The organism is Reyranella sp. (assembly GCF_004297405.1).
In the GTDB taxonomy this organism is placed as follows: Bacteria; Pseudomonadota; Alphaproteobacteria; order Reyranellales; family Reyranellaceae; genus Reyranella.
The window spans coordinates 140,770-159,385 of record NZ_SCVC01000039.1; the positions used below are offsets into that span (position 1 = coordinate 140,770).

An 18,616-nucleotide genomic window follows, 5' to 3' on the forward strand; every position below is an offset into this window, starting at 1 on the left:
CTTCGGATCAAGCGGCAGGAACGGGGGCAGGATCGAGCTTCAGCATCAACGCCAGCTTGAAGCTCTCGGCGATGCGATTGGCTTTGGCCTGCATGGCGGCGGCCGCCTGCGGTGGCATTTCTTCCGCGGTCGTCTCGCGCCACAGGCCGAGCCAGCGCTCGAACATGGCCGGCGTCAGGCGGGCGCGATGCTTCAGGTGAGCGGCCATCGGCATGCCCTTGTAGCGGCCGGTGGTCAGCATCAGGGAAGACCAGAAGGCCGCGAGCTTCTCCAGATGCTCCGGCCAGTCGTCGATGGCGTCGTTGAAAACCGGGCCGATCAGCTCATCGGCGCGAACCTTGGCATAGAAGCGCCCGACCAGCCGGGCGAGGCCTTCTTCGTCGATACCTTCGATGCTGTCCATGTGACGGCTCCAATCATGTATCTGAAGTACATGTATTATCCTTGGCTAAACATGTCAACGAAATACATGTATTATCTTCCCGATCTGAATTGAGCCCTCCGGAGGTCGTATGCGGCTGACGCGCTACACCGATTATGCGATGCGGGTGCTGCTCTATCTCGGGGCCCAGCCTGAAAAGGTCTGCTCCATTTCCGAGATCGCACGTGCCTACGGCATCTCGCAGAACCACCTGATGAAGGTCGCCCACGATCTTGGGAAGGCCGGCTATGTCGAGGGCGTGCGTGGCCGCTTCGGCGGCATCCGCCTCGCAAAGCCGGCCGAGGAGATCAACGTCGGCGACGTCGTGCGCCAGACGGAAGAAGGATTTGAACTGGTGGAGTGCAGCACCTGCGTCATTGCGCCCGCCTGTGGACTCACCGGTGCGCTGGACGAAGCACTTGCGGCCTTCATGGCCGTCCTCGATCGCTATACGCTGGCCGACCTGCTGAAGAAGAGGTCGAAGCTCATGCGTCTGTTCGAGATCCAGTTGGCCTCGTGATGCGTCTTGTCTGCGCTGCGCTGTCGGCAATCCTGTTGCTCGCCTCCCTCGCGGCCGAGGCGCAGCAGAATGTTCGCGTTCCCGTCGAGCAGGGCGGCCGCACCGTGCAGCTCGCCGCGCAACTCTTCCGTCCAGCCAATGTCGCAACGCCGCTGCCGGCCGTCGCGATCTTCCACGGCTGCGGTGGACCGGGGCAGAACACGTCGCGCATGGCGGCGTTGCTCGCCTCCTGGGGCTACGCCGCTCTCGTGGTCGACAGTTTCTCGGCACGTGGATTGAAGGACATTTGCGGCCGCAACTGGCCGACGCAGGCCGACGCAGAGGCGCGGGCACCGGACATCGACGCAGCGCTCGCCTGGCTGGCGAGGCAACCGGGCGTCGATCCGAAGCGGTTGGGATACATGGGCTATTCCTATGGCGGTGGCGTCGCGATGCTGCGCGCCCTGTCGGGCCAGCCTGATGCGCCCGCATCGCCATCGGCAGCTCGTGCGGTCGTGCTGGTCTATCCCGATTGCGCTTTAGCCGACGCGCTGGGGCCGCGCCTCGCCGTGCGCCAGCCAACACTCTTCGCCATGGGTGCGCTGGATGACTGGACTCCAGTGCCGCGATGCCAGGCCGTGATCAATCGGGTCTCGCGCGGCAAGGACTTGATCGAAACGAAAATATACGAGGGCGCGCATCACAGTTTCGATGCGCTCGGACTGCCGGTGCGCTATCTCGACGGTGTCGGCAATCGCAGCAAGCCGGGTGGTTGCTGCGGCGCGCACTACGGCGCGCACGAGCCGGCCTGGAAGCAGTTCGTGGCCGATGTGCGGGTCTTTCTGGCCAAGCACCTCGCGCCCTGATCCGGAGTTTGGTCGATGGAGAAGACGATCTGGCAGTGCCATATCGCGATATCGCTCGACGGCAAGATCGCTCGGGCCGATGGGTCGTTCGACTGGCTGGAGCCGTATCCACCGCAGGAATTTGGCATCGACGCTTTCCTGGAAAAGGTCGACGCCATCCTGATGGGACGTGACACCTACGATATCGTGCGCGGCTTCGGCGATTGGCCCCGCCCCGGCAAACCGACCATCGTCATGACCAACCGACCGCTGGACAATGCGCCTCCCGGCGTCGAGGCCCGGTCGGGTGACTTGAGTGTCGTTGCGGCGGAGCTGGAAGCGCGCGGCTACGGGACCGTCTGGGTCGAAGGCGGCGGCCAGGTGATCCGCAGCATGATCGCAGCCGGCAAGCTCGATGTCTTCGAGATGGCGATCCTGCCGATCGTATTGGGTGACGGCATACCCCTGATCCCGCCCGGCACGCCCGAACTCAAGCTCGAACTGGTAGCGTGCGAACCGCGCAGCGGCGGCGCGCTGCATGTCGTCTACCGACGTACGCCGTGAACGAGCTGTCGTGTTGTTCCCGGCGGCGATTGTGTAAGGTCCCGCCGGGGGACAAACGATGGACAAGTCGATGGGCCGCAGGCTGCTGAGGGCAGCCTCGTGACCGATATCGCGACACCTGCCAAACACGGCGCCATGCGCCTGTGGGGCGTCGCGGCGCTCGGCATAGGTTCGATGGTCGGCGCGGGCATCTTCGCTCTGCTCGGCCAGGCCGCCCTGATGGCCGGCAGCGACGTCTACCTGTCGTTTGCCATCGGCGGCATCATCGCGCTGCTGTCCGGCTACTCCTATGCTCGTCTCGCTGCCCGCTTTCCCAGCTCGGCCGGCATCATGGACTACTTCGATCGCGCCTACCCGTCTCGGGTCGTGGCGGGTGGATTGTCGGTCCTCTATCTCGTCACCTCGATCATCGCGATTGCGATGATCGCCAAGACCTTCGGCGCCTATGCCGACCGGCTGCTCCTGGGCGATACGTCGTCGCCCTGGGTGAAGAGCTTCTTCGCATCGGCCATCGTGATCGCCCTCGTGGCGGCGAACATGGTGGGCTCGGGTGCGGTCGGCCGCCTCGAAGAGCTGCTGGTCATCGCCAAGCTCGTCATTCTGGCGGTCCTGATGATAGCGGGGGTGCCGGCGATCGATCCTGCCTTGCTGATCGCCGGGCCGACCGTGGGGTTGGGAACGCTACTCGCCAGCGTCGGCCTGACGTTCTTTGCCTATGCAGGCTATGGCATGATGACGAATGCCGCCGGGCATGTCGCCAATCCCGAGGTGACGATTCCGCGGGCCATCTACCTTGCGATCGGACTGGTGATCGTCCTCTACATCGGCTTGGCGATCGTCGTTCTGGGCAGCATCTCGCCGGCCGAACTGGCGCGCTATGCTGACACGGCTGTCGCCCAGGCGGCGCGGCCGGTGCTGGGGCAGGCAGGCTTCGTCATCGTCGCGGGCGGCGCGCTGTTTGCGACGGCATCCGCCATCAATGCCTGCATCTTCTCCGCCCTCGAAGTCTCTCGTGGTCTTGCCGCCAAGGGGCAACTGCCGGCCGCCTTCGGTCGCGCGACCTGGGGGCAGGGGACGCATGGCCTGGTCTGGGCGACCGGTGCGATCCTGGTCCTGGTGAATCTCTTCGACCTCGGTGCCATCGCGCAAGTCGCGGGCGCCACGTTCCTGATTTCCTATCTCGCGATCTTCCGGGCGCACTGGCGACTGCATGCCCAGGTCGGGGGACGGCGAAGCCTGATCCTGCTCGGTGCCGCACTGATGGTGCTCACGCTCGGTGCCTTCACGGTCAGCCTTTTGCAAACCCAGCCGATCGTCGTTGGCCTCGCCCTGATCGCCATCGCTGGCAGCTTCGGGATAGAGTGGCTGGTGCAACGCCGACGACGGACTTCACTATGATTCGCAAGGCAACGCTCGCCGATCGGCCACGAATCTATGAGGTGCGCCACGCCGTCCGGGAGAACCGCCTGAGCCGTTCTTCCGAAGCCAAGGTCGATCAGGTTACCGACTGGATCTTTGCCAATGGCAGCTTCTGGGTCTGGGACGAGGATAGCGCGGTACAGGGCTTCGCCGTCGCCGATTCTCGCGACGGCACGATCTTCGGCCTCTTCATCTATCCCGATTATGAAAGCCGTGGCATCGGGCGGGCGCTGTTGCCGAAGGCTTGTGAGGATCTACGGGCCGCAGGCTTCACGGTCGCGAAACTGACGACAGGGGCCGGCACGCGGGCAGAACGTTTCTATCGCACCAACGGATGGGAAGAGACCGGCCGCCAGGACGACGGCCAGATCATCTTTCAGAAATCGCTCTGACCGTCAGGCTTGCGTCGCGCGCTTCAGCGCGGCCGTCGCCAGCAGGCGCGTCGAATCGAGGGTCGGCAAGGGCGAGTTGCCGTCGTTCATGATCAGCGGGATTTCCGTGCAACCGAGAACGACGGCATCGCAGCCCCCGGCCTTCATGCGGTCCATGACCCGCTGATAGGCGGCGACCGCCTGTGGCGTGAAGATGCTGCGCACCAGCTCGTCCATGATGATCCCGTTGGTTTCGTCACGCTCGGCATCGGTTGGACGCAGATAGCCGAGACCGCGCGCGGTGAGCTTCTCGGGATAGACCTCGCTGTCGATCAGCCAGCGCGTGCCGGTGATGCCCAGCCGCTTGAAGCCGCGCGCCACGGCTTCCTCCGCGACCACCTCGGCGATGTGCAGCCAGGGCAGCGGCGACTGTGGCAACACATGCGGCATTGCCTGGTGGATCGTATTGTCGGGGCAGATCAGGAAGTCGGCGCCAGCCTTGGCAAGCTTGTGCGCCGAGGAAAGCATCAGCTCGGCCACACCTTTCCGATCGCCGCGGTCGAGGCACTCGACATAGGCGGCCAGCGAATGCGTGTGCAACGAGACTTCCGGATGGACGTGTGGTCCGAGAAAGCGGGCTCCCTCGACGCAGATCGTCTTGTAGCAAAGCGCGGCGCCTTCGGCCGAACAGGCGACGATTCCGATGTGCTGTGGCATGGCTTTCAGCCCTTGGCGCGTGGATGGGCGTTTCGATAGACGGTGGCGAGGCGGGCGGCGTCGACGTCGGTGTAGCGCTGCGTCGTCGAGAGCGAGGCGTGTCCCAGCAGCTCCTGGATCGCGCGTAGATCGCCGCCGGCGCCCAAAAGGTGGGTCGCGAAGGAGTGGCGCAGCGCATGCGGCGTCACGCTCTCGGCAAGACCCAGGCCGCGGCGGATCTCGCGCACGCGCTTCTGCACGATGGCGGGATCGAGCGCGCCGCCGCGGGCGCCGACGAAGACCCTGTCGCCGGGCCTGGCGGCCGCGAGCCAGGGGCAGGCGTCGCGATAGGCTTTCAGTGCCTGCAGCGCCTGAGGCAGCAGCAGCACCATCCGTGTCTTGTTGCCCTTGCCGGTGATGGCGAGCGTGTCGTTGCCGCTCTTCAGCAGCTCATCGACCTCTGCCTTGGTGAGGGCGAGCGCTTCACCGATACGCAGGCCGGCGCCGTAGAGCAGGATCAATACGGCCGTGTCGCGCAGGTCGAGCCACGGCGCCCGCTCGCGATCGGACTCGGCATCGAGCAGGTCTTCCATGTCGCGTTCGCTGAGCGCCTTCGGGACGGACCGCGGCAACTTGGGCGTCTGGATCGACGCGATGCTGGCATTGTGGGCCAGTCCGTTCTTGTCGAGGAAACGAAAGAACGAGCGCACCGAGGCGAAGGCCCGCGCCGTCGACGTGCGCGCCAGGCCCTGTCGGCCGCGTTCGGCCAGCCAGGCGCGGAACTCGGCGGGTTTCAACTTGCCGAGGGCATCGAGCGTGGGCTCAGCGCCGAGATAGCTCGTCATGAAGCCGAGGAAGGTCGCCACATCATGCTGGTAGGCGGTGAGCGTGTGGGCCGAGAAGCGGCGTTCGCTTTGCAGCCAGTCGTGCCACGCGCTCTGCGCCTCGGCGACGCTCATGTTGAGGTCACTCGGGCAGGTCGAGCCAGGCGCGGATGGTGTTTTCAAGCACCTTGGCAAGGAAGAACAGGAGTTCGGTCGACATCTCCGGACCGAAGGCTTCCGGATCGCGCGCACCGAAGCACATGACGCCGTCGGGCGAGCCCGAAGAAACGCGGAGCCGCATCAGCACGTCGGACTTCACGAAGCGCGAGACCTCGCCGAAGAAGGCATCCTCGCCCACGATATCGGAGCGCAGGCGGGCATGCTTGTCCGGTCCGATCGCGGCATCGATGGCGCCGGGCGCCAACACATAGACGCCACGGACGGGAACGCGCTTGGGCGCATCGGCATTGGCTTCGATCGCCATGGTGATGAAGTCGACGTCGAGCAATTCCGGCAGCTCGTGCGTGACAACGTGGATCATCTTCTCGAAGGTCGTCGCCTGGATGATGCTGATCACCGCCGCCTGGATGCGGTTCTGGACGATCTGGTTCTGCTTGGAATTGGCGATGATCTCGGTGCGTTCGGTTTTCAGCCGGTCGATCTCGCTGCGTAGGCGCTTCAGGATCGCCTGTTGCATGTCGATGACGCCCGGTCCCTGGACCCGCGGCGCAACGCCCATCTCACTGCCCAGCTCGGCATGCTTCTCGAAGAAGTCGGGGTGGGCCTTGAGATAGGCCACGACATCGTCGGCAGTGATGAGCTTTATCTGACGGCCGGAACCGTCGGGGGCCATTACGGTACCGTCGTCTGCCTCTTTTTTCTTGTCCATGAACGCCCGTCTCCGGGTCAGAGGATCGACTGGCCGGTCTTGGCCCAGTCGTCGAGGAAGGCCTTCAGTCCATTGTCGGTCAGCACGTGCTTGAAGAGCTGGCGCAGCACGTTGGGCGGCAACGTTGCGACCTGGGCGCCGAGCTTGGCGGCCTGGACGACGTGCTGCGGGTGGCGTACCGAGGCGACCAGCACCTCGGTCTTGAAGTGCGGATACTGGCGATAGATCGTCATGATCTCGCCGATGAGGTGCATGCCGTCGTGGCCGATATCGTCGAGACGTCCGACGAAGGGCGAGATGAAGGTAGCGCCAGCCTTGGCTGCCAGCAGTGCCTGCGCCGGAGAGAAGCAGAGGGTGACATTCACCATCGTGCCTTCGGAAGTCAGCGCCTTGCAGGTCTTCAGGCCGTCCGGCGTCAGCGGCACTTTGACCGCGACGTTCTTGGCGAGCTTGGCGAGTTTGCGGCCTTCCTCGAGCATGGTCTTGTGATCGGTCGCCACCGTCTCGGCGCTGACCGGGCCGGGAACGATCGCGCAGATCTCCTTGATCACGTCGAGCATTGGCCGGCCGGCCTTCATGATCAGCGAGGGATTGGTGGTGACACCGTCGAGCAGGCCGGAAGCGGCCAAATCCTTGATCTCGGCAACATCGGCGGTATCGACGAAGAACTTCATATAAAATACCCCAATGGCCAGTAGTTCGGACTCACCTGCTGCCACAATTTCTAGCGATTCCGCCTCGGAGCTACAAGCCGAGGCGGCTGCACGGCTGCGTCCCGAAACGGTGGAAAACACCGTCAAGGTCCTGCTGCCACTGCCTTTGGCCGATGCGTACGATTATCGCGTGCCGGCAGAAATGCATCTCGTTCCCGGCCATTTCGTGGTCGTGCCACTTGGCAAGCGTGAGATGGTCGGCGTGGTCTGGGGTGCGGGCACCGGCGAAGTGCCGCAGGCGAAGCTGCGCGATGTCATTGGCGTGCTGCCGGCACTGCCGATGGCCGATGCGATGCGCCGTTTCGTCGACTGGGTATCGGCCTACACCTTGATGCCGCCGGGGGCGGTGCTGCGCATGGCCATGAGCGCACCGTCGGCGCTGGAGGCGCCAAAGACCGAGCTGGTCTATCGCGCCGCCGAACAGTCGGACGATGCCGCGTTGAAACTCACCGCCGCACGCCGCCGCGTTCTCGATCAGTTGAAGGATGGGCCGGCGATGCCGGCGGCGGAGCTCGCGCATCTTGCAGGTGTCGGCACTTCGGTCGTGAAGACCATGGCGTCGGTCGGCCTGCTCGAAGCGGTGGAGCGCGTCGTGCGTCGCTCCTTTCCGCAGCCTGACGGGATGCGCGACGGCCCGATCCTGTCGCCGGCCCAGAAAACTGCAGCCGATGGGTTGGTCGAGAAGGTAAAGGCGCATGCCTTCTCGGCGATGCTGCTCGATGGCGTACCGGGCGCGGGCAAGACCGAAGTCTATTTCGAGGCGATCGCGGCGGCTCTCGCAGCGGGGCGGCAGGTGCTGGTGCTGCTGCCCGAGATCGCGTTGACCGCGCAGTGGTTGCGACGCTTCGAAGATCGTTTCGGCGCGCCGCCGGCGCCCTGGCATTCGGGCCTCACCAGCCTGGAGCGCCGCGAAACTTGGCGTGCCATCGCCGAGGGCAGGGTAGGCGTCGTGGTTGGCGCACGCTCCGCGCTCTTTCTGCCGTTCGCCAATCTTGGCCTGATCGTGGTCGACGAGGAGCATGACGGCTCCTTCAAGCAAGACGAGGGCGTCGTCTACAACGCCCGCGATATGGCGGTCGTGCGCGCCCGGCTCGCTTCGGCGCCCGTGGTGCTGGCCTCGGCGACACCTTCGCTGGAGAGCGTCGTCAATGTGAAGACAGGCCGCTACGGCGAGGTACACCTGCCAGGCCGGCACGGTGGCCATCAGCTCGCGACTCTGTCCGCGGTCGATATGAGGCGTGATCCGCCGGCGCGCGGCCGCTGGCTGTCGCCGCCGGTGGTGGAAGCGATGAAGACCGCCCTGGCGGCCGGCGAGCAGACACTGCTCTTTCTCAATCGTCGTGGTTATGCGCCGATTACGCTCTGCCGCGCCTGCGGCCATGGACTCGAATGCCCGCAATGTTCGGCGTGGCTGGTCGAGCATCGTTTTCGACGCAGTCTGGTCTGTCATCATTGCGGTCACACCGAAGCACCAGCGCATTCCTGCAAGCATTGCGGCGCGGTCGATCAGTTCGTGGCCTGCGGTCCGGGTGTCGAACGTCTGGCCGAGGAGGCACAGGAGCTCTTTCCCGAGGCGCGGCTGGAACTGTTCACCTCTGACAGTTTGATGAACCGCGACGAAGCGGAGGCCGCCGTCGATCGCATGATCAACGGCGAGATCGACATTCTCATCGGCACGCAGATGGCCGCGAAGGGCCATCACTTTCCGAATCTGACTCTCGTTGCGGTAATCGATGCCGATCTCGGTTTGAATGGCGGCGATCTGCGCGCGGCCGAGCGGACCTTCCAGCTCCTCTATCAGGTCGCAGGCCGCGCCGGCCGCGAGGGCAGGCCAGGCCGGGCGCTGATCCAGACGCACAATCCCGAACATGCGGTCATGCAGGCGCTCGTCTCGGGCGATCGTGACCGTTTCGTTGAAGTCGAGCTGGCAGATCGCGAGGTCGCGGGCATGCCGCCTTACGGCCGGCTGGCCTCGTTGATCATTTCAGGCCCCGATCCTGCCGCCGTCGACAATGTCTGTGCAGCGCTGGCTCGTGGGGCGCCGCATCGGGAGGGGATTACGGTGCTTGGACCCTCGACGGCGCCGCTGGCCCTGCTGCGTGGGCGGCACCGGCGACGGTTCCTGCTTAAGACCTCCCGCGATGTCGCCGTGCAGCCCATCCTGCACGCCTGGCTGGAAAGGATTGGGCTTCCCGGTTCAGTTCGTCTGCAGGTCGACGTCGATCCCTATTCCTTCCTGTGACAGATCGCGCCGAAAAACCGCGGTAATACAGCGCCTTGCTAACCTTGCGCCGGGAAAAACCGCATGGTAGCAACGCGCGCTTTTCCAGGGTGGAGCGGGGCGTTCTACTGGTGAAAAGTGAGTGAATTCAATGGCTTGCCGGCCGTGAGACCCACGGCAGGGGAGAGGTTTTCGACGTGTCTACCGCATCCTCCGCCACGACCGGCGTTGCCGGACGCTATGCCAGCGCCCTTTTTGAGCTGGCGGACAATGCCAAGTCGCTCGATCAGGTCGCTCAGGATCTCACCTCATTTCGCGCGATGGTTGGCGAAAGTGCCGACCTCGCCCGCCTGATCGCGAGCCCGGTCATTGGTCGCGACCTGCAGGGCAAGGCGCTGCTGGCCGTGCTGGATGCCGCGGGCATTTCCGGTCTGACGCGTAATTTTGTCGGCGCTGTGGCCGCCAATGGCCGCGCCCGTGAGCTGCCGGCGATGGCCTCGGCCTTCCTGGCCGAGCTTGCCGCACGCCGCGGCGAGACCACGGCCGCCGTCACGTCTGCCGTTCCGCTGACCCCTGCCCAGGTCGAGCAGTTGAGCGCCGCGCTGCGCTCCGTGCTGGGCAGCGCCAAGGTTTCTATCGACGCGCGCGTCGAACCCGACATTCTCGGCGGTCTCGTCGTGAAGGTCGGCTCGCGCCTGTTCGATTCGTCCATCCGAAGCAAGCTGCAGCGCTTGCAGCTTGCCATGAAGGGAGTTGCCTAAATGGATATCCGTGCCGCCGAAATTTCGGCCATTCTGAAGCAGCAGATCGCCAACTTCGGCACCGAGGCCGAAGTGGCCGAGGTCGGCCAGGTCCTCTCCGTCGGTGACGGTATCGCCCGTGTCTACGGCCTCGACAGCGTCAAGGCCGGCGAGATGGTCGAGTTCCCCGGCGGCATCAAGGGCATGGCGCTGAACCTTGAGCGCGACAATGTTGGCGTCGTGATCTTCGGCGAAGACCGCACCATCCGCGAAGGCGACACGGTCAAGCGTACCGGCACCATCGTCGACGTGCCGGTCGGCAAGGGCCTGCTCGGCCGCGTGGTCGATGGCCTCGGCAACCCGATCGACGGCAAGGGCCCGATCCAGAGCACCGAGCGCCGCCTGGTCGAGCTCAAGGCTCCCGGCATCATTCCGCGCAAGTCGGTGAACGAGCCGATGCAGACCGGCCTCAAGGCCGTCGACTCGCTGGTGCCGATTGGACGCGGCCAGCGCGAGCTGATCATCGGTGACCGCCAGACCGGCAAGACCGCCGTCGCCATCGACACCTTCCTGAACCAGAAGCCGATCAACAAGGGCACCGACGAGAGCCGCAAGCTCTACTGCGTCTATGTCGCCGTCGGCCAGAAGCGCTCGACCGTCGCCCAGATCGTGAAGACACTCGAGGACAACGGCGCGATGGAATATTCCATCGTCGTTGCCGCCACGGCGTCCGATCCGGCGCCCATGCAGTTCCTCGCGCCCTATACCGGCTGCGCCATGGGTGAGTTCTTCCGCGACAACGGCATGCATGCCGTGATCGTGTACGACGATCTTTCCAAGCAGGCCGTCGCCTACCGCCAGATGTCGCTGCTGCTGCGCCGCCCGCCGGGCCGCGAAGCCTATCCCGGCGACGTGTTCTATCTCCACTCGCGCCTGCTGGAGCGCGCCGCCAAGCTGAACGAGAAGAACGGCTCGGGCTCGCTGACGGCGCTGCCGGTCATCGAGACGCAGGCCGGCGACGTGTCGGCCTACATCCCGACCAACGTGATCTCGATCACCGACGGTCAGATCTTCCTCGAGACCGAACTCTTCTATCAGGGCATCCGCCCCGCCATTAACGTCGGTCTGTCGGTGAGCCGCGTCGGTTCGGCCGCGCAGATCAAGGCGATGAAGCAGGTCGCCGGCACCATCAAGCTCGAGCTGGCGCAGTATCGTGAAATGGCGGCCTTCGCCCAGTTCGCCTCGGACCTCGATGCCTCGACGCAGCGCCTGCTGGCCCGCGGTCAGCGCCTGACCGAGCTCTTGAAGCAGGGCCAGTTCGTGCCGATGCCGGTCGAGGAGCAGGTCATATCGCTCTACGCCGGCACCCGCGGCTTCCTCGACAGCCTGCCGATCGCCCGCATCAACGACTTCGAGCGTCAGATGCTCGATGCCGTGCGCGCCGAAGGCTCGATCCTGGCGTCGATCCGCGAGAAGCGCGAGATCGTCAAGGAGACCGACGACAAGCTGAAGGCGTTCCTCGGCGATTTCGTCAAGAAGTTCGCCTAACACCCGAAGGTTTCGATGCCCAGCCTCAAAACCTTCCGCCTGAGGATCCGAAGCGTCCAGTCGACGCAGAAGATCACCAAGGCCATGAAGATGGTCGCAGCCGCCAAGCTGCGGCGCGCTCAGGAGCAGGCCACGGCGGCCCGTCCCTATGCCGAAGCCATGGACAAGATCCTGGCGTCGCTGGGAGCGAGCTTCAAGAGTGGCACCGGCCCGCGCCTGCTGGCCGGCACTGGCTCCGACAAGGTCCATCTGCTGATCGTCACCACAGGCGATCGCGGCCTGTGTGGCGGCTTCAACAGCACGATCGTGCGCGAGGCGCGTCGCAACATCCGCGCGCTCGTGGCGGAAGGCAAGACGGTCAAGATCTTCTGCGTCGGCCGCAAGGGTCGTGACCAACTCCGCCGCGATTTCGGTTCGATGATCGTCGAGACGATGACTGATCTCGGCCGTCCGCGGCTGTCCTTCGGCGATGCCCAGCAGATCGCGACCCGCGTGATGGAGATGTTCGACGCCGGCGAATTCGACGTCGCTTCGGTCGTCTTCAACCGCTTCAAGTCGGCGATGACTCAGATCGTCACGACACAGCAGCTCATTCCGCCGCCGGCGCCCGAGGCCTCGACGGCCGCGCCTGCCGCTGCGGGTGGTGCCATCTACGAGTTCGAGCCTGACGAGGGCGAGATCCTGGCCGACCTGCTGCCGCGCAATCTCGCCGTCCAGATCTTCCGCGTGCTGCTGGAAAACTCCGCGAGCTTCTACGGCTCGCAGATGACGGCAATGGACAACGCCTCGCGCAACGCGGGCGACGTGATCAAGAAGCTGACGCTGCAGATGAACCGCTCGCGCCAGGCCTCGATCACCAAGGAACTCATCGAGATCATCTCGGGCGCCGAGGCCATCTAGGCCGGCTGCCAGGCAATCGAAGGAAAGGGATCCGCAATGGCCTCCAACAACATCGGCACGATCACCCAGATTACGGGCGCGGTCGTCGACGTTCGCTTCGACGGCGAGCTGCCGAACATCCTGAACGCGCTGCACGTGAAGGCCGATGGCCGCCTGATCGTGCTGGAAGTCGCTCAGCATCTGGGTGAGTCGGAAGTCCGTACCATCGCGATGGACACGACCGACGGTCTGGTCCGCGGCGAGAAGGCAGCCGACACTGGCGCCCCGATTGCCATGCCGGTCGGTCCGGAGACGCTGGGCCGCATCCTGAACGTCATCGGCGAGCCGGTCGACGAGCGCGGCGCGGTCGGCAACAAGACCACCCTCCCGATCCATCGTTCGGCGCCCGAGTTCGTCGAGCAGTCGACGGAAGCGCAGATCCTGGTCACCGGCATCAAGGTCATCGACCTGCTGGCGCCCTACGCCAAGGGCGGCAAGATCGGCCTGTTCGGCGGTGCCGGCGTCGGCAAGACCGTGACGATCATGGAGCTGATCAACAACGTCGCGAAGGCGCACGGTGGTGTGTCGGTGTTCGCCGGCGTCGGCGAGCGTACCCGCGAGGGCAACGACCTCTATCACGAGATGATCGAAGGCGGCGTCATCAAGCTCGACGGTCCGGGCTCGAAGGTCGCGCTGGTGTACGGCCAGATGAACGAGCCGCCGGGCGCCCGCGCCCGCGTTGCGCTGTCGGGCCTCACCGTCGCCGAGTACTTCCGCGATGCCGAAGGCCAGGACGTGCTGTTCTTCGTCGACAACATCTTCCGCTTCACGCAGGCCGGCTCGGAAGTGTCGGCGCTGCTCGGCCGTATCCCGTCGGCGGTGGGTTATCAGCCGACGCTCTCGACCGACATGGGCGCCCTGCAGGAGCGCATCACCTCGACCAAGAAGGGTTCGATCACCTCGGTGCAGGCCATTTACGTGCCCGCCGACGACTTGACCGACCCGGCGCCGGCGACCTCGTTCGCCCACTTGGACGCGACGACGGTGCTGAGCCGCTCGATCGCCGAGCAGGCGATCTTCCCGGCCGTCGATCCGCTCGACTCGACCTCGCGCATGCTGGATCCGCGCGTCGTCGGCGAGGAGCACTACAACGTCGCCCGTTCGGTGCAGCGCGTGCTGCAGCAGTACAAGTCGCTGCAGGACATCATCGCCATTCTGGGCATGGACGAGCTCTCGGAAGAGGACAAGCTGGTCGTGTCGCGCGCCCGCAAGATGCAGCGCTTCCTCAGCCAGCCGTTCCACGTCGCCGAAGTCTTCACCGGCACGCCGGGCGTGTTCGTGAAGCTTGAGGACACGATCAAGGCGTTCAAGGCCATTGTCGCCGGCGAGTACGACGACCTGCCGGAAGCGGCGTTCTACATGGTCGGCACGATCGACGAGGCCGTTGCCAAGGCCAAGAAGCTCGCGGCCGAGGCGGCCTAAGCAGATGGCCAAGGTCTCCTTCCGTCTGGTGATGCCCGAGCGCGAGTTGCTCGCGACCGAGGCCGACATGGTTGTCGTCCCGGGCAGCGAAGGCGATTTCGGCGTCCTGCCGGGCCATGCGCCGCTGATCTCGACGGTTCGCCCTGGTGTCCTGGAAGTCTATCAGGGCAACAAGGTCGAGCAGCGCTTCCTGGTGGCCGGTGGCTTCGCCGAGGTGACGCCCGAGCGTTGCACGGTGCTTGCCGACGAAGCCCTGCTGTTCGAGGAGGTGACGCCCGAGCAGCTCGCCGAGCGCGAACGTGCTGCGGAGCGTGATCTCATGGATGCCGCAACCGACGCCGAAAAGGCGGCAGCCGAAAAGAGTCTGCTTGTCGTCAGGGACCTTCGTCGTGCTCAAGCCTATTACGCGGGCCGCTGATTTCAGCGGCACTGCGTAATTTTCTGTCGAGATGTATACGGCCTAGCCATTGAAAGCCGCGGCCAACGTCGCTTTATTACGCTTCAGCGACATGATGCCGAGGATTGGCGCCCATGAGTAACTGGACTCTCGAGACGATCGCCTGGGATCGCTTCGATGCGTCGAAGGTCGATCCCGAGATTCTGCGCAACATCAAGGCCGCGGCCCTGGTGGAGCGCAACGGTGGTGACTACGGCATCTATCTTGGCCGTGTCTTCGCCGACGATCCGGCCTTCACCGAGTCGGTGAACAATTGGGTCGTCGAGGAAGTGCAGCACGGCATGGCGCTCGGCCGCTGGGCCCAGCTCGCCGACCCTTCCTGGGATTTCGACGCGGCGTTCGATCGATTCCGCACAGGGTACAAGCTGCCGCTCGATGCCAGCAGTTCGGTGCGGGGCAGCCAGGCGGGCGAGATGATGGCCCGCTGCATCGTCGAAACCGGCACCAGCTCCTATTACAGCGCCCTCAAGGACGCGACCGAGGAGCCGGTGCTGAAGCAGGTCTGCGCGAAGATCGCCGCCGACGAGTTCCGTCACTACAAGCTCTTCTACGAGCACCTGCGGCGTTGCCTGCAGCGTGACAGGCTGAGCCGCTGGACCCGGTTGCGCATCGGCTGGGGGCGTCTGGCCGAGAGCGAGGACGACGAACTCGCCTATGCCTACTTCGCGGCGAATGAGCCGCTTGGCGCCGTCTATGATCGCAAGCGCAACATGCAGGCCTATGCGCGTCGGGCCTATCCGCTCTATCGGCCGAGCCACGTGCAACGCGCCATGGCGATGGTGCTGAAAGCCATCGGCCTCGAACCGCAGGGCCGATTGAACAGTATGATGACGCGGGTTGGCCTGTGGTTCCTGCGCCGCAACGCCGCCAAGCTCGCCGCCCAGGGCGCATAGCGGGTTCGCCGACGGCGAGCCCTCACGAAATCAGGTCGGCGAATTCCTCGAACACGGCGTCGTAGACGGCGCGCTTGAAGGGCACGATCAGCCCGGCGAGTTCGTGGGCACCGATCCAGCGCCACGATTCGAATTCCTTGTCATGGGCGTGGATGTCGATGTCCGCGTCGCTGCCGGTGAACGCCAGTGCAAACCACTTCTGCGCCTGGCCACGCCAGCGGCCCTTCCAATACGGCGGCCGCCGCTCTGCCGGTACCTCGTAGCTGATCCAGCGCAGGCTTTCGCGCAGGAGCAGCGCTTTCGTCGTGCCGACTTCCTCATGCAGCTCGCGACAGGCGGCCTCGACCGCGCTTTCGCCCTTGTCGATGCCCCCTTGCGGCATCTGCCAGGCATCGGGTTGGTTGGCGCGGCAGCCGACGAACACGCGCCGGTCCGACGCAATGAGCATCAGCCCGACGTTCTTGCGATATTCCTCGGGACGGCCGAGCATCATGGGCGAAGCTGCGCCGGCTGGGCCTGCAAGCGCGCCATGCAGGCGTCACGACATTCGAAATGTCCAATGAGGGGCACGAACGACATCGTTGACCGTTCGCGCAGGCGCTTGCTCCAGGTCACGATGGCGTCGATCGTCTCGTCATCGGGCTGCATGACACCGAAAGCGTGCCGAGCCGAACGACCGGAGGGCGACTGAGCCACCCAGGCGGCCAGTCGATCGAGATTTCCCAGCACGCCCTCACCCGCCAGCTTGTAGTCGAGCACATCGGCGCTTCGGGCATAGCCTGCGCCAAGTTCGTCAGTCAGCCGCTGGACGGCGGCGGCCCCTGGCGCCGGGTTGATCTCGACCAGCCCTAGACCGCGGTCGGCCATTTCCTTCACCAGCGGCCGCAGGATGGTCTCGGATTGGGTGACAGGGCCCGGCGAGGAAACCACCAGGCCGACATAGCCCGCGCCGCGTGCCAGGGCCAATCGCAGACGGCGAAGGTTCTCCGCGGTATCGGCGCTGCTATCGATGGCACGAATGCCGCGCTCGCCGGCCCCTTGGTCCTCGATCGGCAGCATCAGATAGCTCTCGTGACCGAACGCACGGGCCTGGGCAAGCCAGCGCGGCAGATCGGGCGTGCCGGGCAGGAATGCCAGGCTCACTTCGGCGGGAAGCTCCTCGATGGCGCGTTTCATCGCCGCTTCGCTGGCGCCGAGGTTGATCATCAAGAGGCCGATGCGGGCCCGTGGGCCCGACGGATCAAAGCGCCGGGCATTGGCGATCCAGGGCATCCAGCCATCGGGAGCAATGCGCGGCAGGCGAAGCCCGTCGGTCGTAATCTCGGACATCGCCGTAAGCTCGGCGGGGGAGAGACTGCGGAAACCGGACGGCGGTGGACGGAGTGGCAAGGGGAGGGACTGCGCCGGTGCTGGCGTCGGCGACGTCGCAGCAACGGCTTTCTCGACGACCTGCGGCGCCGCTGCGGTGACGTCGCCGAAGATCAGGGCGGCGGAACCGGCAATAGCGACGGCGACCAGGAGATAAGCAGCGATCAGGCCGCTACGTTGCGGCCTGATATCTCTTCCGTTCGCTCGGCCATCGGCTTTTGTCGGGCCGGGCACGACCCCAACTCCGGCGGCTGCGCTCTAGTTGGCGCGACCGCTGTAGAGCGAGATGCCGCGGATCAGATCGGCCGCGCGCAGGAGCTGGTAGTCGGCAGCCTGCTCCTTCGGCGGCTCGTCCGGATCGGTCGGCGGCTGAGTTGCCTGATTGGCGGCCGGCTTCTCGTCCTTCCTGTCGCCGGGCTTGGTGGCTTCCGGCTTCGGTGCGGCCTTGGCGTCAGGCTTGGGCGCATCGGCAGGCTTTTCGTTCGGATTGGTGATCGAGCGGCGCAGGTTTTCCTCGCGGAAGCCGCCGCGCGCCTGCAGGTTCTCGATCTTGGCAGGCTCGACCTCGATGTCGGGCTTGATGCCTTCCTTCTGGATCGAACGGCCCGACGGCGTGAAGTAGAGCGCCGTCGTGAGGCGGATCGCGCCACCGCCGGTCACCTGCATGATGGTCTGGACCGAGCCCTTACCGAAGGACCGCGTGCCGAGGATGATCGCGCGGCGATGATCCTGCAGCGCGCCGGCCACGATCTCCGAAGCCGAGGCCGAGCCGCCGTTCAGCAGCACGACGATGGGCAGGCCGTTGGTGACATCGCCAGGCTTGGCGTTCCAACGCTGGACGTCATCGCTCTTGCGCGCCTTGACCGAGACGATCTCGCCCTTGTCGAGGAAGGCATCGGACAGGGCGATCGCCTGGTCGAGCAGGCCACCCGGATTGTTGCGCAGGTCGAGGATGTAGCCCTTGAGCTTGTTGCCCGCTTCCTTCTTGAGCTTCTCGATGGCGTCGAGCACGCCCGAGGTCGTCTGCTCGGTGAAGGAGGTGACACGGATATAGCCGATGTCGTTTCCTTCGAGGCGGTAGCGTACCGACTTCACCTTGATGATCTCGCGGGTCAGCGAGACGTCGAACGGATCCTTGCCGCCGCGGCGGATCGAGATCTTGATCGGCGTGCCGACCTTGCCGCGCATCTTTTCGACCGCCTCCTGCAGGGTCAGGCCCTGCACGGGCTCGCCGTCGAGCGCGAAGATCAGGTCACCCGCCTGGATGCCGGCCTTGGCCGCCGGTGTATCGTCGATCGGCGACACGACCTTGATGACGCCGTTCTCCATCGTGACTTCGATGCCGAGCCCGCCGAACTCGCCCTTGGTCTGGACCTGCATGTCCTTGTAGGCCTTGGGGTTCATGTAGCTCGAGTGCGGGTCGAGCGCGGTCAGCATGCCGTTGATCGCATTCTCGATCAGCGTCTTCTCTTCGACCGGTTCGACATAGTCGCGGCGGATGCGCTCCAGCACATCACCGAACAGGTTGAGCTGCTGGTAGAGCTCGCTCTTGTCGCCAGCACCCGCCTTGGGGTCGGCTTTGTCTTGCGCGAAGGCAGGAGCGAGAGCTGGACCGGCCAGGAACGCCAGGGTCGCGGCGGCAATGGAGGCGGAGCGCAGAAAGGTCATGTGCATGCTTTCAGGATGGTCGCTGGAGGCCGTTCGGCCCAACGGCCGAGGTGTTTTCGAGCGTCGGAATCGAGAATACAGGGCGGTCTTTGGCAGGATCAAGGCGCTGGCGCGGTTAG

20 protein-coding genes are annotated in these 18,616 nt (G+C 65.1%); 12 read left to right on the forward strand and 8 right to left on the reverse strand.

Annotated elements, in window-relative coordinates:
• Window positions 1–7: 7 nt before the first annotated feature.
• Window positions 8–403 carry a group III truncated hemoglobin gene (locus EPO50_RS25270; protein WP_296348741.1) on the reverse strand — a complete coding sequence of 132 codons (396 nt, stop codon included), beginning with the start codon at window positions 401–403 and terminating at the stop codon, window positions 8–10.
• 109 nt (window positions 404–512) lie between these two features.
• Between EPO50_RS25270 and EPO50_RS25275 the strand changes: the two genes are divergently transcribed.
• From EPO50_RS25275 to EPO50_RS25295, 5 genes are all read left to right on the forward strand, one after another.
• Window positions 513–941, forward strand: coding sequence for an Rrf2 family transcriptional regulator (locus EPO50_RS25275; protein ID WP_296348743.1), 429 nt, complete (start codon window positions 513–515; stop codon window positions 939–941).
• Complete coding sequence (locus EPO50_RS25280; protein WP_296348804.1) at window positions 941–1,786, forward strand: dienelactone hydrolase family protein; 846 nt, start codon at window positions 941–943, stop codon at window positions 1,784–1,786. Before EPO50_RS25275 ends, EPO50_RS25280 begins: the two co-directional genes overlap by 1 nt.
• Window positions 1,787–1,801: 15 nt before the next feature.
• Window positions 1,802–2,329, forward strand: coding sequence for a dihydrofolate reductase family protein (locus EPO50_RS25285; RefSeq protein ID WP_296348745.1), 528 nt, complete (start codon window positions 1,802–1,804; stop codon window positions 2,327–2,329).
• 99 nt (window positions 2,330–2,428) lie between these two features.
• Complete coding sequence (locus EPO50_RS25290; RefSeq protein ID WP_296348747.1) at window positions 2,429–3,727, forward strand: APC family permease; 1,299 nt, start codon at window positions 2,429–2,431, stop codon at window positions 3,725–3,727.
• Window positions 3,724–4,140: a GNAT family N-acetyltransferase gene (locus EPO50_RS25295; RefSeq protein ID WP_296348749.1), complete on the forward strand. Its 417-nt coding sequence runs from the start codon at window positions 3,724–3,726 to the stop codon at window positions 4,138–4,140. The genes EPO50_RS25290 and EPO50_RS25295 overlap by 4 nt, the downstream gene beginning before the upstream one ends.
• Window positions 4,141–4,143: 3 nt before the next feature.
• On the opposite strand, the gene EPO50_RS25300 is transcribed toward EPO50_RS25295, so the two are convergent.
• Genes EPO50_RS25300 through fsa form a run of 4 tightly spaced genes read right to left on the reverse strand, consistent with a single transcriptional unit; the run spans window position 4,144 to window position 7,202 of the window.
• Window positions 4,144–4,836 carry an aspartate/glutamate racemase family protein gene (locus EPO50_RS25300; RefSeq protein WP_296348750.1) on the reverse strand — a complete coding sequence of 231 codons (693 nt, stop codon included), beginning with the start codon at window positions 4,834–4,836 and terminating at the stop codon, window positions 4,144–4,146.
• Between the two features lie 5 nt (window positions 4,837–4,841).
• Entirely contained in the window at window positions 4,842–5,774 is a 933-nt protein-coding gene (locus EPO50_RS25305; RefSeq protein ID WP_296348752.1) for a tyrosine recombinase XerC, read from the reverse strand.
• A gap of 7 nt (window positions 5,775–5,781) precedes the next feature.
• Window positions 5,782–6,528, reverse strand: coding sequence for a DUF484 family protein (locus tag EPO50_RS25310; RefSeq protein ID WP_296348753.1), 747 nt, complete (start codon window positions 6,526–6,528; stop codon window positions 5,782–5,784).
• 17 nt (window positions 6,529–6,545) lie between these two features.
• On the reverse strand, window positions 6,546–7,202 hold the full coding sequence (fsa, locus tag EPO50_RS25315) for a fructose-6-phosphate aldolase (protein ID WP_296348755.1): 657 nt from the start codon (window positions 7,200–7,202) through the stop codon (window positions 6,546–6,548).
• A 13-nt stretch (window positions 7,203–7,215) separates the two neighbouring features.
• Between fsa and EPO50_RS25320 the strand changes: the two genes are divergently transcribed.
• The 7 genes from EPO50_RS25320 to EPO50_RS25350 all read left to right on the forward strand — a co-directional run bounded on the left by EPO50_RS25320 (window position 7,216) and on the right by EPO50_RS25350 (window position 15,461).
• Entirely contained in the window at window positions 7,216–9,483 is a 2,268-nt protein-coding gene (locus tag EPO50_RS25320) for a primosomal protein N' (protein ID WP_296348757.1), read from the forward strand.
• A gap of 176 nt (window positions 9,484–9,659) precedes the next feature.
• Window positions 9,660–10,223 (forward strand): F0F1 ATP synthase subunit delta, encoded by a 564-nt coding sequence (locus tag EPO50_RS25325; protein ID WP_296348758.1) that lies wholly within the window; start codon window positions 9,660–9,662, stop codon window positions 10,221–10,223.
• The gene (gene atpA / locus EPO50_RS25330) at window positions 10,224–11,750 is read left to right on the forward strand and encodes a F0F1 ATP synthase subunit alpha (RefSeq protein ID WP_296348760.1); all 1,527 of its coding nucleotides are present in this window, start codon (window positions 10,224–10,226) and stop codon (window positions 11,748–11,750) included.
• Window positions 11,751–11,765: 15 nt separating this feature from the next.
• Window positions 11,766–12,650, forward strand: a complete 885-nt coding sequence (locus tag EPO50_RS25335) for a F0F1 ATP synthase subunit gamma (protein ID WP_296348762.1) — start codon at window positions 11,766–11,768, stop codon at window positions 12,648–12,650.
• A gap of 36 nt (window positions 12,651–12,686) precedes the next feature.
• A complete protein-coding gene (atpD, locus tag EPO50_RS25340; protein WP_296348763.1) occupies window positions 12,687–14,111 on the forward strand; it encodes a F0F1 ATP synthase subunit beta in 1,425 nt (474 codons plus the stop codon).
• A 4-nt stretch (window positions 14,112–14,115) separates the two neighbouring features.
• Complete coding sequence (gene atpC / locus EPO50_RS25345) at window positions 14,116–14,529, forward strand: ATP synthase F1 subunit epsilon (protein WP_296348765.1); 414 nt, start codon at window positions 14,116–14,118, stop codon at window positions 14,527–14,529.
• 113 nt (window positions 14,530–14,642) lie between these two features.
• A complete protein-coding gene (locus EPO50_RS25350) occupies window positions 14,643–15,461 on the forward strand; it encodes a ferritin-like domain-containing protein (RefSeq protein ID WP_296348767.1) in 819 nt (272 codons plus the stop codon).
• Window positions 15,462–15,483: 22 nt separating this feature from the next.
• Here the strand turns inward: EPO50_RS25350 and EPO50_RS25355 are convergent, their stop codons facing one another.
• Genes EPO50_RS25355 through EPO50_RS25365 form a run of 3 tightly spaced genes read right to left on the reverse strand, consistent with a single transcriptional unit; the run spans window position 15,484 to window position 18,497 of the window.
• Entirely contained in the window at window positions 15,484–15,954 is a 471-nt protein-coding gene (locus tag EPO50_RS25355; RefSeq protein WP_367268062.1) for an RNA pyrophosphohydrolase, read from the reverse strand.
• Window positions 15,951–17,063, reverse strand: a complete 1,113-nt coding sequence (locus EPO50_RS25360) for a divergent polysaccharide deacetylase family protein (RefSeq protein ID WP_296348770.1) — start codon at window positions 17,061–17,063, stop codon at window positions 15,951–15,953. The genes EPO50_RS25355 and EPO50_RS25360 overlap by 4 nt, the downstream gene beginning before the upstream one ends.
• A 24-nt stretch (window positions 17,064–17,087) precedes the next feature.
• Entirely contained in the window at window positions 17,088–18,497 is a 1,410-nt protein-coding gene (locus EPO50_RS25365; protein ID WP_296348772.1) for a S41 family peptidase, read from the reverse strand.
• Window positions 18,498–18,616: the final 119 nt, after the last annotated feature.

Coding starts and splice junctions, on each gene's coding strand:
- EPO50_RS25335 (WP_296348762.1), top strand. CDS start 11,766: ATGCCCAGCCTCAAAACCTTCCGCCTGAGGATCCGAAGCGTCCAGTCG.
- EPO50_RS25275 (WP_296348743.1), top strand. CDS start 513: ATGCGGCTGACGCGCTACACCGATTATGCGATGCGGGTGCTGCTCTAT.
- fsa (WP_296348755.1), bottom strand. CDS start 7,202: ATGAAGTTCTTCGTCGATACCGCCGATGTTGCCGAGATCAAGGATTTG.
- EPO50_RS25355 (WP_367268062.1), bottom strand. CDS start 15,954: ATGATGCTCGGCCGTCCCGAGGAATATCGCAAGAACGTCGGGCTGATG.
- EPO50_RS25270 (WP_296348741.1), bottom strand. CDS start 403: ATGGACAGCATCGAAGGTATCGACGAAGAAGGCCTCGCCCGGCTGGTC.
- EPO50_RS25310 (WP_296348753.1), bottom strand. CDS start 6,528: ATGGACAAGAAAAAAGAGGCAGACGACGGTACCGTAATGGCCCCCGAC.
- atpA (WP_296348760.1), top strand. CDS start 10,224: ATGGATATCCGTGCCGCCGAAATTTCGGCCATTCTGAAGCAGCAGATC.
- EPO50_RS25350 (WP_296348767.1), top strand. CDS start 14,643: ATGAGTAACTGGACTCTCGAGACGATCGCCTGGGATCGCTTCGATGCG.
- EPO50_RS25295 (WP_296348749.1), top strand. CDS start 3,724: ATGATTCGCAAGGCAACGCTCGCCGATCGGCCACGAATCTATGAGGTG.
- EPO50_RS25300 (WP_296348750.1), bottom strand. CDS start 4,836: ATGCCACAGCACATCGGAATCGTCGCCTGTTCGGCCGAAGGCGCCGCG.
- EPO50_RS25305 (WP_296348752.1), bottom strand. CDS start 5,774: ATGAGCGTCGCCGAGGCGCAGAGCGCGTGGCACGACTGGCTGCAAAGC.
- EPO50_RS25320 (WP_296348757.1), top strand. CDS start 7,216: ATGGCCAGTAGTTCGGACTCACCTGCTGCCACAATTTCTAGCGATTCC.
- EPO50_RS25280 (WP_296348804.1), top strand. CDS start 941: ATGCGTCTTGTCTGCGCTGCGCTGTCGGCAATCCTGTTGCTCGCCTCC.
- atpC (WP_296348765.1), top strand. CDS start 14,116: ATGGCCAAGGTCTCCTTCCGTCTGGTGATGCCCGAGCGCGAGTTGCTC.
- EPO50_RS25285 (WP_296348745.1), top strand. CDS start 1,802: ATGGAGAAGACGATCTGGCAGTGCCATATCGCGATATCGCTCGACGGC.
- EPO50_RS25365 (WP_296348772.1), bottom strand. CDS start 18,497: ATGACCTTTCTGCGCTCCGCCTCCATTGCCGCCGCGACCCTGGCGTTC.
- atpD (WP_296348763.1), top strand. CDS start 12,687: ATGGCCTCCAACAACATCGGCACGATCACCCAGATTACGGGCGCGGTC.